The organism is Mesorhizobium sp. LNHC221B00 (assembly GCF_000502935.1).
GTDB lineage: Bacteria > Pseudomonadota > Alphaproteobacteria > Rhizobiales > Rhizobiaceae > Mesorhizobium > Mesorhizobium opportunistum.
This window is the reverse complement of record NZ_AYWR01000011.1, coordinates 147,837-162,167: the sequence shown is the minus strand read 5'-3', so window position 1 is coordinate 162,167 and position 14,331 is coordinate 147,837. Positions and strand designations below refer to the sequence as shown.

The 14,331-nt window shown below is 59.7% G+C and carries 9 protein-coding genes and 7 pseudogenes; 7 read left to right on the top strand and 9 right to left on the bottom strand.

All coding sequences use genetic code 11. The annotated features are described in order from the left end of the window. Positions 1-241 precede the first annotated feature (241 nt). Positions 242-2,920 carry a condensation domain-containing protein gene (locus X741_RS1000000168420; protein ID WP_084018604.1) on the bottom strand — a complete coding sequence of 893 codons (2,679 nt, stop codon included), beginning with the start codon at positions 2,918-2,920 and terminating at the stop codon, positions 242-244. Positions 2,921-3,287: 367 nt separating this feature from the next. Then, a pseudogene (locus tag X741_RS1000000169790) lies at positions 3,288-3,406 on the bottom strand (transposase); the annotation flags it as partial. On the opposite strand from X741_RS1000000169790, the pseudogene X741_RS151305 reads away from it, so the two are divergent. From X741_RS151305 to X741_RS1000000169785, 3 pseudogenes are all read left to right on the top strand, one after another. Next, positions 3,407-3,745: pseudogene (locus X741_RS151305) on the top strand (transposase); the annotation flags it as partial. Positions 3,746-3,858: 113 nt separating this feature from the next. Then, positions 3,859-4,877 (top strand): annotated as a pseudogene (locus X741_RS0134810) (transposase); the annotation flags it as partial. Between the two features lie 594 nt (positions 4,878-5,471). Next, positions 5,472-5,628, top strand: a pseudogene (locus tag X741_RS1000000169785) (ISNCY family transposase); the annotation flags it as partial. A gap of 382 nt (positions 5,629-6,010) precedes the next feature. On the opposite strand, the gene X741_RS1000000168410 reads toward X741_RS1000000169785, so the two are convergent. Then, positions 6,011-7,333: an acetyl-CoA carboxylase biotin carboxylase subunit family protein gene (locus tag X741_RS1000000168410; protein WP_084018601.1), complete on the bottom strand. Its 1,323-nt coding sequence runs from the start codon at positions 7,331-7,333 to the stop codon at positions 6,011-6,013. Between the two features lie 1,218 nt (positions 7,334-8,551). On the opposite strand from X741_RS1000000168410, the gene X741_RS1000000170385 reads away from it, so the two are divergent. From X741_RS1000000170385 to X741_RS1000000171470, 3 genes are read left to right on the top strand one after another with little or no spacing between them, the layout of a single operon-like run. Next, positions 8,552-8,788, top strand: a complete 237-nt coding sequence (locus X741_RS1000000170385) for a zinc ribbon domain-containing protein (protein ID WP_023778218.1) — start codon at positions 8,552-8,554, stop codon at positions 8,786-8,788. Then, a complete protein-coding gene (locus X741_RS1000000169780; RefSeq protein WP_156937893.1) occupies positions 8,748-9,017 on the top strand; it encodes a hypothetical protein in 270 nt (89 codons plus the stop codon). Before X741_RS1000000170385 ends, X741_RS1000000169780 begins: the two co-directional genes overlap by 41 nt. Before the next feature lie 60 nt (positions 9,018-9,077). Then, positions 9,078-9,206: a hypothetical protein gene (locus X741_RS1000000171470; protein ID WP_023778216.1), complete on the top strand. Its 129-nt coding sequence runs from the start codon at positions 9,078-9,080 to the stop codon at positions 9,204-9,206. A 164-nt stretch (positions 9,207-9,370) separates the two neighbouring features. Here the strand turns inward: X741_RS1000000171470 and X741_RS1000000170925 are convergent. Beyond that, a pseudogene (locus tag X741_RS1000000170925) lies at positions 9,371-9,520 on the bottom strand (IS3 family transposase); the annotation flags it as partial. A 1,032-nt stretch (positions 9,521-10,552) separates the two neighbouring features. Between X741_RS1000000170925 and X741_RS1000000170920 the strand changes: the two are divergent. Next, positions 10,553-10,945, top strand: a pseudogene (locus X741_RS1000000170920) (leucine zipper domain-containing protein); the annotation flags it as partial. 535 nt (positions 10,946-11,480) lie between these two features. Here the strand turns inward: X741_RS1000000170920 and X741_RS01000000166625 are convergent. From X741_RS01000000166625 to X741_RS01000000166620, 5 genes and pseudogenes are all read right to left on the bottom strand, one after another. Continuing rightward, positions 11,481-12,540 (bottom strand): annotated as a pseudogene (locus tag X741_RS01000000166625) (1-aminocyclopropane-1-carboxylate deaminase). Positions 12,541-12,829: 289 nt separating this feature from the next. Then, positions 12,830-13,150: an exopolysaccharide production repressor protein gene (locus tag X741_RS151315; protein WP_023778213.1), complete on the bottom strand. Its 321-nt coding sequence runs from the start codon at positions 13,148-13,150 to the stop codon at positions 12,830-12,832. A gap of 27 nt (positions 13,151-13,177) precedes the next feature. Further along, positions 13,178-13,495 (bottom strand): ferredoxin III, nif-specific, encoded by a 318-nt coding sequence (gene fdxB, locus X741_RS151320; RefSeq protein WP_023778212.1) that lies wholly within the window; start codon positions 13,493-13,495, stop codon positions 13,178-13,180. Further along, entirely contained in the window at positions 13,492-13,695 is a 204-nt protein-coding gene (locus X741_RS151325) for a CCE_0567 family metalloprotein (RefSeq protein WP_023778211.1), read from the bottom strand. Before X741_RS151325 ends, fdxB begins: the two co-directional genes overlap by 4 nt. 25 nt (positions 13,696-13,720) lie before the next feature. After that, entirely contained in the window at positions 13,721-14,176 is a 456-nt protein-coding gene (locus tag X741_RS01000000166620) for a NifX-associated nitrogen fixation protein (RefSeq protein WP_032927909.1), read from the bottom strand. Positions 14,177-14,331: the final 155 nt, after the last annotated feature.

The window sequence follows — 14,331 nt, the reverse complement described above, 5'->3', positions numbered from 1 at the left end:
AGATGAGCAACACGGTTCGCCGGCACAGCCCCGATGCACTGGGCTCGCACACGCAAGGTTTCCAGGCTTCGGCCACCGCCGCGTCAATCGCAGTCCCGCCGACACGCAGGATTTCCAGCCCCGCTCCGGCGGCGAGCGGGAAACCGGCACAACCGCCTCACGACGCTGCCGGATGGAAGCGGCGGGGTCTTTGCGCTCCACCTGCACGGGGTCGGTAATCAGCATTGCGCGCCTTTCGATCTCATCCTTCGGGCAAATCGTCCAACCAGCAGGCGCCCTCGATGTGCGGCCTGGAAAAGATCTTTCCGATCTTTTCCGGATCCTTGTTTTGGTGATATCGCATAGACAGGCGGCCATCGGCTCCAAGGTCAAGGATCTCGATCTTTCCTGTGTAATGGGACATGATGTATTTGAATGTCTTTTGGATGCCGCTGAGACGTTGGTTGATGCCGTGCGCGATCTCTAGTCCGCGACGCAATGAAACCTGAAAATGCGATGCGCCTTTCACCGGCCTACCCTGAAAGAGATAATAAGGGCGGACACCCATTTGGTGACACTTGGCGAAGGTCGCAGCCAACACCTCGGCATCATCGTTGACTTTCGCGAGAAGCACGGACTGGTTAAGGAACTGCACGCCGTGCGCACGCAAGGAGAGAATGTTGCGCTCCGCATCGACCGAGATTTCACCGATGTGGTCGAAATGTGTGACAATTACTGCGGTCTTACCCGCTTCATGGATCCGTTCGAACAAAGCCGGTAGGGCGGGATCCTTGAACCGCTTGGGCTCATAGGCGACCATTTTTGTGCCGAATCGAATTGAATCCAAGTGTGGGATCGGTAGCAGATGGTCAAGAATTTTGTCGAGCTTGGCGGTGCTGAGAACGAACGGGTCGCCTCCCGATAGCAGCACGTTCGTCATCTCAGGATGATCGCCGATATATTGCGCAATCTGGGCAAAATCAGCCGTGATTTCATCGGAGTCCTTGCCAACGATGCGTTTGCGAAAGCAATAGCGGCAATATGAAGCGCAACGGTCCGTTACCAGCATCAAGCCGGTCTGGGCGTACTTGTGCTGAAATCCCGGCACGACCGTGTTGTCGTGCTCGCCGCTCGTATCCAGGTTGCCGGGGCTCTCGAACTCGTTGAATGAGGGCTCCACAATGTATTTAAGCTGGTCGTAGTAACCACTGTTGGTGATCTGCTCACGATAGAATTTTGTGACATGATAACGCGTGATGCTGTTGGCTAGCAGCTCACCCTCTGTAACGACGCGCGTCCCCTCAATGAAGTTCATGACCGCAGTATGGGGCCGCGGGTTCGAGTTGGTGGGCGATGAATGAGGCGCTGCAGAGGTAGCCCGCGCGTTCAGCTCACGATAGCTCAGGCTCTGATCCTCGTAGCCGACCGCGACCGCCTCCGGGTCCCGCTGCACCTGAGCCCCAAACAGCTCGTCAATGCAGCGGTCCTGCGGATGTGCCGCTTCCGTCGAGTTCGACTTCACCAGAAGACGGTTCTCCGAAGAGGGAAGCGGAGCCGGCCAGACTCGCTGCCCGCCGTCGGCCGCCATCTGGCCCAGCGCCTGGTGCAAATAGCTCGCAAACCGCTCGACGGTGCTCCGCTCAAGCACCGATGTTGAGTAGATCAGCCTCCCACGAATCGCCTCACCGATCTCACCTAGCTCAAGCGCAAGATCATGTTGCGGGGTACCGTCGCGAATGTCGACGTGCTCAGTTTCGAGCCCCGGCACCTCCGTCGGCTCCCCAGGATGGTTTTGCCAAGCAAGTATGACTTGGAAGATCGGGATGGAGGCCAGATTGCGGGGCGGGTCGACGAGGTCCACTACCTGCTCAATCGACAGCTCCTGGTACGCCTGCGCCCTAAGCGCGGCGGCATTTACCCGCTCCAGCAACATTTCGAGCGTCGGATCGCCCGATAAATCGATCCGCAACGCCACGGTGTTGACGAACAAGCCGATCAGCCCCTCGATCTCGGAACGCGTGCGGTTGGTGCTACGCGGGCCGATCACCAGCTCGTCCTGATCCAACAATCGCGCCAACATCAATGCCCAGCCCGCCAGCAGGGTCACGAACAGCGTCGTCCCGCAATGCCGGCTCAGCGCCTTCAACTGCGCGGTCAACGACTCGTCCAACACGAACTCGACGTAGCTGCCCCTGTAGTCCTGCTGCGCCGGACTCGGGCCGTCTGCCGGCAGCTCCGTCACCACTGGCGCGCCGGCCAGCATCCAGGGCCAGTATTCCGACCGACGCTCAAGGACCTCGCCCGCCAGACAACGGCGCTGCCAAAGGGCGTAATCCGCATATTGCACCGGCAACGGCGCCAGCCGATCCGCGCGGCCCTCGCGGGCCGCGGCGTAGAGTTCGCTGAGCTCGCGAGCCAGGATCTTCCGCGACCAAGCGTCCGAGACCAAGTGGTGCATAGTGATCAGCAGCACATGATCGTCCTCCGCCAGGCGCACCAACCCTCCGCGGATTAACAGCCCGGCTTCCAGATCAAACGCCGCCTGCGCTTCATGGCGCATTAGCTCCGCGAGCGTCGCCTCCACATCCGCAGCCGCCGTCAAATCGTCCCGTTTCAGTGGCAGGCTGACATCCGCCGGCCCGATCCGCTGGAACGGCTCGCCTGCCTCCACCCCGAAGGTGGTGCGCAGCACCTCATGACGCGCCACCAACCCGTCCAAGGCCGACTGCAGGGCCGCCTCGTCCAGCTCGCCGCGAAACCGCAGCCCCATCTGGATGTGACAGGCCTCGCTGCCTTCCCCCAGACGCGAAAGGAACCACACCCGCTGCTGGGGGAATGACAGCGGCACCCGTGCCGGACGCGGCAAAGGTGCAATTGGCGGAAGCGCACTCAACAGGGCAGTGTTCATCGCATTGATTTGGATCGTTCCAGCAAGTTTCATGTAGAACTCCTAGGCCGGAGACTGCGAGACCGTTATGTCGTAACGGATCCTTCGCCGTGTCCCATGCAACCGACGTGCCACCGAAGAATATGTGCGAGCAAGAGGGGCAAAACCATGAGTTTCGCGCAGCAACGGCGGAATACGTGCACCTCGGTGTGTCAGGTTCCGAACATAGACGTCTTCAACCAGATACAGCTCAATACGGCGACACCGGACGTCGAATGACAACGCTCGCCTCTCGTGCCAAACTCGAAAGTCTGCTCGACGATGATATTTCCTTTGGCAATCTCTAACGAGGCCGCGCGGCATCGGAGTATCAGCTAGCGCCGGGCTCGGAGACACATCCGGAACCAGGGTAGGCCCAGGCCCAGTCGATGCCGACTGCGATCAGCACCGCCTGGCCCATGACGATGCCGGCTTCGCGCACCTTCTCGTAGCGGGCATCAAGGATGAGGTAGGCAAAAGGTCTTGAAGCGGTCGATCGGCCGCCACATCGCCTTCTATGGTCAAGCACCGCTGCAGGCGGCGGCCGATGGCGGCTTCGCCAGTCGCGACAACCTGGCCAAAGCGAAAGCCTGGGGCGTTCGCGATATGGCATTCCACAAGAAAGCCGGCCTCAGGATCGAGGACATCGTCCGAGGCAATTGGGTCTACCGCAAGCTACGCAACTTCCGCGCCGGCATCGAAGCCGGAATATCATGCCTCAAGCGCGCTTGTGGCTTGGCGCGTTGCACCTGGCGGGGCTTTGACCACTTCAAGACCTACGTGTGGTCCTCAATCGTGGCTTACAACCGCGTCCTCTTCACACCCCTCAAGCCGACCTGACGCCGGTCCGCTGTGGGAGTGCCCGAGCCGAGCCCCAAGCGAAGAAAGGACGGGCCATGAAGCAAGATAGCGTTTTTGACGTCGGTGTCGATGTGTCGAAGGCGAAGCACGCCATTGCGGTTGCCGAGGGTGGCCGCAATGGGGAGGTCCGGNACGTCGGTGTCGATGTGTCGAAGGCGAAGCACGCCATTGCGGTTGCCGAGGGTGGCCGCAATGGGGAGGTCCGGTATTTCGGCGAGATCGAGGCGAGGCCGGCGGCGGTCGAGCGCTTCGTGCGCAAGCTGGAGAAAAAGCATCCTCGCCTGCATTTCTGTTACGAAGCCGGCCCGACCGGCTACGGGCTCTACCCGCAGATCGTCGAGCTCGGTCAGCGCTGCGATGTCGTGTGCGCCCTCGCTGATCCCCAAGCGCCCGGGCGAGCGTGTCAAGACGAACCAGCGCGATGCGGTCAGTCTGGCGCGGCTGCTGCGGGCCGGAGAATTGAAGGGAATCTGGGTTCCAGACGCGGTGCATGAAGCGGTGCGCGATCTAGCNGAACCGGCGCGATGCGGTCAGTCTGGCGCGGCTGCTGCGGGCCGGAGAATTGAAGGGAATCTGGGTTCCAGACGCGGTGCATGAAGCGGTGCGCGATCTAGTGCGGGTGCGGTCCGCGGCGAGCGAGGATCTGCGCAAGAAGCACCAGCAGCTTCTGTCGTTCCTGCTGCGCCATGGCCGGGTCTTTACCGGACGCAAGAACTGGACCCGGACCGATGCCCGCTGGCTGGCGGCGCAAAAGTTCGACCATCCGGCCAAGCAGATCGTGTTCCAAGACCAGGTCGACGTGATCACCGATCCGCAGGACCGGCTGGAGCGGCTGGATGCGCAACTGGCCGAGCTGGTGCCGAGCTGGTCGATGGCGCCGGTGGTCGCGGCCTATCAGGCGCTGCGTGGTGTGTCCTTCATCGTCGCCGTCACTTTCGTCAGCGAAGTCGGCGATGTCCGCCGGTTCGACACTCCGCGGCAGCTGATGGCCTTTCTGGGCCTGGTGCCCTCGGAGCGCTCGACCGGCAACACGGTAAAGCGCGGCGGCCTGACGTTGGCCGGCAATCGCCGCGCCCGCCGCGTCCTGATCGAAGGCGCCTTGGCCTACCGCTATCCCGCCAGGGTGACGGAGCCCATTCGCGTCAGGCACTCGAGGGTCTGCCGAAGGCGGTGCGCGAGATCGCCTGGAGGGTGCAGACGCGGCTTTGCGCCCGCTACCGGCGCCTGATGGCTGCGGGCAAACCCATCGTCGTTGGGGCGATCGCGCGCGAGATGGCGGCGTTCCTGTGGGCCATCGGCCACCAGGTCGAACCGGTGCGTTGAGATGCAGTGCGCTTCTTCATCGAAGATCAGGATCCCGACAAGCGCGCCCGCGGCGCGGGCGCCGCCGGATTGAGGCTCTGCCCGCGCCGGATCTCCCGGCGGAAAAAACCGGGCGGCACGGCGACGGGATGTGGCCACGGTGGGGAACTCCCGTGCTAACTATGTGCCCGGGCATCAGCCCAACGCCCGATACTAGACAGGGATAGCCCCAGGACGGATTACGGAAGTGCGGTAACCAACCCGCGGATAAGAGCTAGATCAACCGTCGTCTCAAGGCCCATCCCGTCTCCGTGTTGCCCTCATCAATGGCAAACAAAACCTGTGGCAAAAGGCATAGGGCGAAAAGGTCATCCATCATTCTTGACCACGGTCATAAGAGTTAGTTTCCGTCCACAAGAAAGCCGGCCTCAGGATCGAGGACATCGTCCGAAGCAATTGGGTCTATCGCAAGCTACGCAACTTCCGCGCCCGTAATATCATGCCTCAAGCGCGCTTATGGCTTGGCGCGTTGCACCTGGCGGCATGGGGGCGGTCACTATTGACCGCGCCCCTGCCACATCCACGGCATGCGGGTCCGCACCCGGCGGTTCGAAGGGTTGAGGTCAGGCGAGACGGGGATGCCGAGAGCGTCTATCCACTCGAGCGTCAAGACCGAGTTGACGGCCATCCCACTGTTGCGCCACCAGCGTCGGCCGTTGGCCCACCATACATGTCGTTTCGTGGGGGTCCGTAGCTCCCGTGGATGGTCTTGCCGCTCTTCCGGTACTTGAGCTGGATCGCCCGCACCCGGTGGCGCATCCAGGCCACACTTCCGCCTCCAGCTCAACTGGCTGAGGTTGTTGGTGCGTCAAATCCTGCTCGCCGCAACAGCATCATGCCTCAGCCAAAATCAGCTTGATCGGAATTCCTTACGCTCGGTCGTCATCCATCTGCGTCCGTCTCCTGTTCTCGATTAACACCCTTACTTGGAGCCACCTGCGCTGAAGGGGCGAGATGAGGGGCCGGAGATTGTTCCTGTTTCCCGAGGGTCGAAAATGGTGTGATCGACCAGCTGATTAAGGTGGCAGCACGCTGAAGAATCGCCTCGGACTGAGCAAGGGTGGGTGAACTGGCGATGACATGTCCGATACAGTCTCGGTAATCGCCTTTCCTGACGATCGGCGTCTTGGGTTTAACAAACAATTTGACCTCGGCGACACCTGGTACAGCAGTTGCCTGACTGTCGCCACCGATCCAATCGAGCGTGCCATCGCGATCAGGAAGTAGGTTCCGCGCGGCCGCAGTCTGCGAATGCCTTCTGCGCAAATCCCATTCCTCGCCGACGACAAGCTTGACGTGCTCGGTAACGAGATCGACACCGTAAGCCAGCCGAACCAGTTTAGGATTGGGCCCACCCGGCATACGCGGATTGACTTCAATGACGACTGGGCCATGCTTCGTCCACCGGAATTCAATATTCGTTGGCCCCCAGCCAAGGCCGAGAGCTCGCAAACAGATCAGCGAAACATCAGCGATACATTTATACTCGTCGTCAGTTAGGGGAGCCGGAAAGGTCAACTGACGGAATACGAAATGCGGTGGAGGGCCGAACTCAGCAGCCTCAATCCCAATGACTTCATTTCCCATTATGTCAGCGCTATAATATAGACCTTGTGCGAATTCTTCCACCAATATCCTCGGCGAAGACCGCCAGATGTGCTGCCCGCCCAACAGATAGGTTGTATGTTCGGCCACCTCATCGGCGTTGCGGCATAATCGGACACCGCTGCTCCCTGCGCCCACCGCCGGCTTAAGAACCACCGGCAGGCCGATTTCCGCGGCACAGCTTTTTACGTCGGTCGCATTGGCTGCCAAACGATAAGCAGGTACTGGAACGCCGGCATCCGCGAGGAGTTGACGTTGAACGAATTTGTCGCAGCATCGTTCAATGGATGCGGGATTCGGTCCCGGTAGATCGAAATACCGGCAGAGCTTGCCAATTGTCGCATAGAACGCCTCCAGGGAGGACGTGATACCAGCAATGTCATAAGTGGCCCCTAGATGGGAACATTCGCGGATCAGCGCATCGAGATTGTCTGTATCGAGACGGATTGCCTCAAGCCCTTCCGCCGCAAGATAGTCTTGCTGAGCCGGATCAGCCGACAGGGTAATTGGATGAAGGCCAAGACGCTGGGCCGCTTGGACATATAGCAGGCCATTACCTGTTGGATCGCCTTCGACCAGAATGAGCGCCCTTGTTGCCATTGGTTGTTGATCCCGACATTGCGTACTATGCGGCGGTTCGAGCGTAAATCGGCATCAGCTTTTTCAGCCGTGCCTGACCTCAGACCTTATGGTGAATGTATCATTGTCAGCGATCTGCGGTCGCAAAGATTCAGTGAATTTAGTTGAAGGATCTGTTGCAACGTTTTGGTACCGGTGGACCTGCTAGGACTTTCAACCGGCGGCGATTACAGCCTCGACCTGCGCTGGTCCGATCCCAATGTTTGGACCGCGGGGCTTTGGAGTTTTCCAGATCAGGGTGACGGGCTGGCTGCGTCACCCGTTTTCATAAGCGCGAGCGGGACCTAATTGCCGATCGCGCCATGAGGACGTTGCTCGTTGTACGACTCAGCGACGGAACACCCACGGGACCGGCCCGGAGCGCGAGCTTCTCTATGCATGGCATCCTTGTGCGGGTCGCCAGGTCCATATTCATGAAGTGATTGACAAGAATATTGCAGAGGTTTTCCGCTGAAGTCTTTCTGGCCGGGTATCGGATCGCTGGCTGGAGCTTTCCTGGTCGATGTTCGATCGGATCCTCAGTAAGAGTTCGTGCATCACAACTGCTCCGCACGTCGACTTTACCGCGCTAGGCACGCGGGCCGGCTTCGATCGGATGGTCGCCGAGGTCTGTCTCTGCAAGGTTGGGCGGTTGCGGCACGGAGGTGTGGCGATTTGCCTGCAACAGCGTGACCGGCAGGCAGCTAATAGAGCTGTGCCGTGTCGTCGATACCGTGCTGGTCGACCAGGAGGCGGTCTATGCGCCGCGTCAGGCAATGATCGGCTGCTGCTGGGATTGAAGGGCAGTCTCAACGAGTTGAACTCGATCTTTTGCGCCAGCATTCGCTGTCTGCCCGCTACGAGAAGGCCCGCCGCGGCGAACTTGTCGTCGCAGCCCCTGTGGCTTCGTGAACGTCGGTGATCGCCTTGAGAAGGATTCTTATGCGACATCAACCGGATGATCGAGAATCCGATCTACGGCGGCGCCTACGCCTATGGTAAGAGTCGTGTCGCGCCGGGATTTGGCATCCGCCATTCGAGCAGATATCGACGCAGAACGCGTGAGGAATGGCTGGCGCTGACCTGGACAGCCATGAAGGCTATGGCAGTTAAAGAAAGGACAGAGGCGATTCGCAAGATGGTGAGCGACAACGTGCCACGAGCCGGCATCACGGGACTCCCAGGCATGGCGACGCTCTGTTGGCCCGGCTTTTCCGCTGGCGGCGCTGCGGCCGCAAGCTCACGGTGCGGTACACGGGCACCAAATATCATCCGCGCTATTCCTGCTGGCGGGCTCTGCTCGATAATGGCGGGGCGCGATGCACCGCCTTTGGCGGACTGCGCGTCGATGATGCGGTTGAGGAAGCGCTCCTGAGTTTCTCGGAGCTGGGAGCGATTGCTGCCGAGGCTGAGGTGCGAGCTGCCAAATCGTCGTGACCAGGGCCGGGCCGCCCTCAGTCGGGATCTGAAAGCTGCCCGCTGCGCCCCCAACCGGGCCAATCCCGAGAACCAGCCGTTCGCGGCGGAAATGGAAGCGCATTGGAACCAGGCACTCATCCGTGTCAGTGAGATCGAGAGCAAGATCTCCGCGCTTGATCCCGCGGCGCTGGAACCGTCACCAGTGATGGGAAAGGATATCGCTGCGTTCGACCTTCGCACCGTCTGACGGCGCCGACTACGGATGCCAGGCTGAAAAAGCGCATGGTGCACACCGTCATCCAGGAGGGTGATCGCCAATATCGATGATGAAGCCTCCGAAATCGTCCTGCTGATCCATTGGATTGGCCGCGCCTATACCGAGCTGCGCCTGCCGAGCCGGCGGCGCGGGCAGCGCAACAGCACCTCCTGGTGTTGATCGCCAACGATGATCTGATCGCTGGTATTCTCAACCGCAACGGCCTGGTGACTGGGCATGGCAATCGCTGGACACGGGAGCGGGTCACCGCACACAGGTCACATCACAAGATCCCGGTTTTCGGCCGGGACCGGACGGGAACGAACCATGGCTACAGATTTTCCGTCGACCAGTTCCCGCTTCCGAGCAGGCCTCAAAGCTTTCGCTTGACGACATTCTGCAGCATCTCGCGATCCGGCATCGGCCACGATCTTCTTCAGGTGCATGTTCTCCTCCTCGAGCTGTTTCAGCCGCTTCATCTCCGAAGGCATCAGAACCGTGCGTATTTAGTGGAATGGTTCGCCCCACCAGCGTCGCGCTAATGTATCCGTCGCAGCAAGATGGAGGAGATAGGAGGAGATTATGAACATCGCTACGTTTGGCATCGATGTCGGCAAACCTGGTTCCGTCTCATCGGCCTCGACCGCCGAGGAGCCGTTGTCGCGCGGAGCGCTTCAATCGAAGCCAACGGCTTCGGTACATGTCACGCGTGAGTTCCGCTCTCGTCGGCAATGGAAGCGTCTTTTGGAAGCCCGTCTCGCTCGCGATTTGATCGCACTTAGTCGCGATGCGCGCCTTATCTCGGCGAAGTTCGTGCGGCCATTCCTGAAGGGCAACAAGAACGACTATGTTGACGCTGAGGCGATTTGCAGAAGCTGTCCAGCGACCACAATGAGATTTGTACCAGCAAAGACGGCGGAGCAGCTCGATCTTCAAGCGATCCATCGGATCAGAAGCGGACTCATCAGTCGCAGAACGGGGGATCAACTCAGGTCCGATCGTTGCTGCAGGACCGCGGCATCACCATCCCGCTAAGCCCCGCCGTCCCTGTTCGGAAGCTTGCGGCGAACTTGCCGACGACGATGGTCGTCTCATACCGGAATGAAGCGACTGCTGATGCTGCTTCAGGAACACTGGTTGGCGATTAAATGCCCAAGTGGCCGACGGCATTCGACCAGTGGCCGCTCGAACCTAAGATGCCGACCGTCGTATCAGATGTGATCTTGCCACCCTTTGGCATAGATTCACCTCTTTAGAGTTTCAAGGCCAACGGTATCCTGCTGGAACTCAACCGCTGGCCAGGTGGCTGAACAATGCTGCGCCAAGGCCCCCGTGCTTGCTCCGTCATCGCTGTCTAGCAGGTTGTCCATCCGGTCCAGACCGGAAAGCTGAGGTTGTCGAAGCTTCAGTGATTCTCGGAGGACCGGATGAACGTCGATAAGAATCACCGGCTAAAGCCGCGTGGTCGAGAGCGAATTGTAGGGCAGGTCGAGGGCGGGCAGACGCCTTAGGCCGTTGCCGAAGCCGCAGGCGTCTGCCCGCGGACGGTTCGAAAATGGGTTGATCAGTATCGCCGGGAAGGATCGGCGGGATTGCAGGATCGCTCATCCAGGCCGCATCGACTGCGCCAGCCGACGTCTGCAGCGACTGTCGAGATGATCGAACGGCTGCGCGCCAGCCGCTTCCACCCCTGCTACTCAACGGCCGCGTGCGAACTATCGCTTCGGCAGGGATTATGTCAACGATATCGGGATGGACCTCGCCCAAACTACGAAGCGAATCGAGGAGATGTCTGCGTAGACCAGTTGACGAATCAAATCGAGATATTTGTCTTTCACGAGGCGGCTATTCATATAGGCGCCATCATCGAAAACATGGACAACGAATACTCTCAAGCGCAACGCTTGCAAGCGTTGTAGATCCCGGCTCTTCATTCCCACAAACGTCGTGAAAATTCTGATGGCGTGGCCTCTGGCGGAAGCGTGCTCGACCATTTCGGTGCAGTCCGGATGGAGCCAAGGCTCGGAGTACCCGGCAAAACTAATGTCGACGGAAGTTGGTACGCGCCCCAGACAGCGCTTGTAATCTTCAAGACTAAGATGCTTCGAATGAGATACTTTTCTTTGCTGGTCCGCGAACTTGTCTTGCGGATGAACATCCGACGATGCATCCTGTGGCCGTCGTTATCTCCAAAACTCTGCCTGCTGGGATAGCAGAGCGCAGTTCCGGTAAAATCATCTGTTATGACTCCCACTTCTCTGGTCCTGCATAACGTCCAGAATGGTGTCCTTTGGCTTTCTTGACACCGCCGGTTAAGACGTTTCGAATAAACTCGGCCATCTTCGCCTTGACAGCAGTCGACAGCTGGCTTCCTCAATTTGCCGAGCGGACTATCAAACGAACTTTGAGCGCATCGCCGGCACGGCAGGACGGCGCAACGCAATCTGTCGAGCGTCAGCCGTTGGGGAAGGTGTAGCCGTAACCGTTGATCGCCGGCGCGCCCCCGAGATGCGCGTAAAGGACCTTCGCCCCCTCCGGAAAGAAGCCTTTCTGGACGAGGTCGATCATCCCTTGCATCGATTTGCCCTCGTAGACGGGATCGGTAATCATACCCTCGAGCCGCGCACACAGGCGGATGGCCTCCTTGGTTTCCTCGGACGGAATGCCATAACACGGGTGTGCGTACTCCTCGAGCAACACCACGTCATCCTCAACGAGGTCCGTTCCGAGATCGATGAGCTTCGCTGTATGTTGGGCAATGTTTAGCACCTGCGCCTTGGTTTGGGCGGGGGTGGCAGAGGCATCGATACCAACCACTTTGCGCTGTCGACCGTCCTTGGCGAATCCGACAAGCATGCCGGCATGCGTTGAACCCGTGACCGTGCAAACGACGATGTAGTCGAAGGCAAGCCTGAGCTGTTTCTCCTGGGCGCGCACCTCCTCCGCGAACCCTACATAGCCGAGGCCGCCATTCTGGTGAACAGACGCCCCGGCTGGTATCGCATAGGGTCTGCCGCCCCTTGCCTTGACCTCATAAAGGGCCTTTTCCCAACTGCGGCGGATGCCGATGTCAAAGCCCCCGTCGACCAGGCGCACCTCTGCGCCCATGATGCGGCTCAAGAGAATGTTGCCGACCCGGTCGTAGACGGCATCCTCATGTGGAACCCAGCTCTCCTGAACCAGGAGACATTTCATGCCGATCTTGGCGGCGACCGCGGCGACCATCCGCGTGTGGTTGGACTGGACGCCGCCGACAGTGACAAGCGTATCGGCATTTGACGCGATCGCGTCGGGGATGATGTATTCGAGCTTGCGCAGCTTTTTTCCGCCGAACGCGAGACCGGAGTTGCAGTCCTCGCGTTTGGCGTAGATTCCACCTTGCCCCCAGGTGCTTGCCCAGGCGGTCGAGCTTCTCGATGGACGTGGGTCCAAAGGTGAGCGGATAGCGTTCGAACTTTCCAGCATGTTTTCTCCAGCAACAGGTGATCGAAGCTGACCAGCTACGCACCGTCATTGCATGGCTTTTCTGATTTGAAGCCAGCTGCGTTGTCGGACGTTGCAGCAGGACCCCACAGTATTTCCAGCGCCTCGGTTGTCCTCGAGACGAAGCAGCCAGCATCCGGGCCTGCTGCGACGGCTATTATGCCTGCGGAACCCAAGAGCTGCATCTCGCGCCATTAGACGTCCCGGGATGCGGTCACCTCCGCCCAAGTCAAGCACACCTGTTCTTGAACGATCAGCCCAATGTCCATGGTTCATGGAAAGTGGCGGGAATCCGAGCTCTTATATTGTCACGGCCGGCCTCAAGGGAGCAGCAGCGATATGGCGAGCATTTGATTTTGGAGCAAATCTGCAGATTCACTCGTCAACTCATCATGGTCTGGCGGCTGGAATCCAAGGTCCTTGGAACTGCCGAAATGCTCAGCCATTTCGCCAGCTCTGTTAGCGCAGCCAGACCGCCAGATCAGAAAGAGCACGCCTGCGAAATAGGCTACCTGAAGGAGCAGCGAACAAGCCAGCGTCGTGACGACTACTGTGCCGACGGAATGAGAAGCGAAGTAGACGGTCAGGGCGGTGCTGCACAGGACCATTCCCAGGACGCGACAAAAGATTCTAAAGGGCAACGCCGTTCTCCTGGTTGTCTCCTCAGATCATGCTGCGACCTGGTCGGCCGCAACATGGGTCTGGCAGTTCTTCGGGCAGACGCGGGCGCAGGCTCCGCAGCCAATGCAGCGGCCGGCATGATCGACGACCATGATCATGCGATTGAGCTCGCCATCGAAATCGTCGTCTTCGCCGTCGCAGACGCCCAGAATTTCACCCGCGTCATCGACGCCGTAAAGATGCATGACCTCGCGCGAGCAGACTTTGAAACAGCGGCCGCAGCCGATGCAGGTCGTGCCGTCTATAGCGGTGAGATATTCCGGCACCCATCCGGAGCCGTCGCGGGTGGTAAATGTGCTCGTCATCGTAACTTCTTCATTGCAGCGAGCTCTCTCTTGGCACCATCCAACTCGGCAAAAACGGCCGACGTTTCCTCGGCAACTTCCTCTATCTCCGTCCATTTTCCCGGGAGATTCTCTGCAAGGTCGCGCAATTTCATCTTGGCAACTGCCGCGCGCAGCTGAAGCTTTCGGACTTTCTTCCCCATCTCATGTAGCTTTGACATAGATCCTTCCTTGAAATCGGTGTCTTCACGCCCCTACCTCGTCGGGATAGGCTTCAATGGCTGCAGTCGCATCGTCGACCAGTTTCGTACCGGCCTCCGCGAGCTTCCTGAACGTCTCGAAGCCGAACCGGTGGATGTCTCGACAGAGCGACCAAACGCCCGGCCGTGAAAAGCAATCGTCCGAAGCCCCCATGGGTTTCATCTCAATCAGGCCGGAGCGCTCCTCGATCGCAAGCCCGACGGCGGTGTAAAACCTCTCGAGCCTCCAGAGCACGTCCGGATCGGGATCTCCGATGACAGGGATCGCACGGCGCTGTTTTCTGGTGACGATGAAGTCGGCCAGCAGCTCGGCGTCCGATTTGCCTTCCCATGAGCCGTAGGACTCCTGAGCACGGATCAGCCGCACGAGGCGTCTGACAAAAGGCATGGCAAGGGCCGCCTCGTCCTCGTTGATAGCCCGGCTGACCGCGGCATCATACATTTCGCCTTCTCCTCATTTCAGTCCTCTCCCTCGAAGCACGATGTCTGTTTTCGGGGACGCCTACTTCGGGCAGACTTGCGCAGCCGGCGCCCGGCTCGGGGCGGCCGATTCCACGCAATGGACGTCCCAGTGGCCGACCTTGAACACGTCCTGCG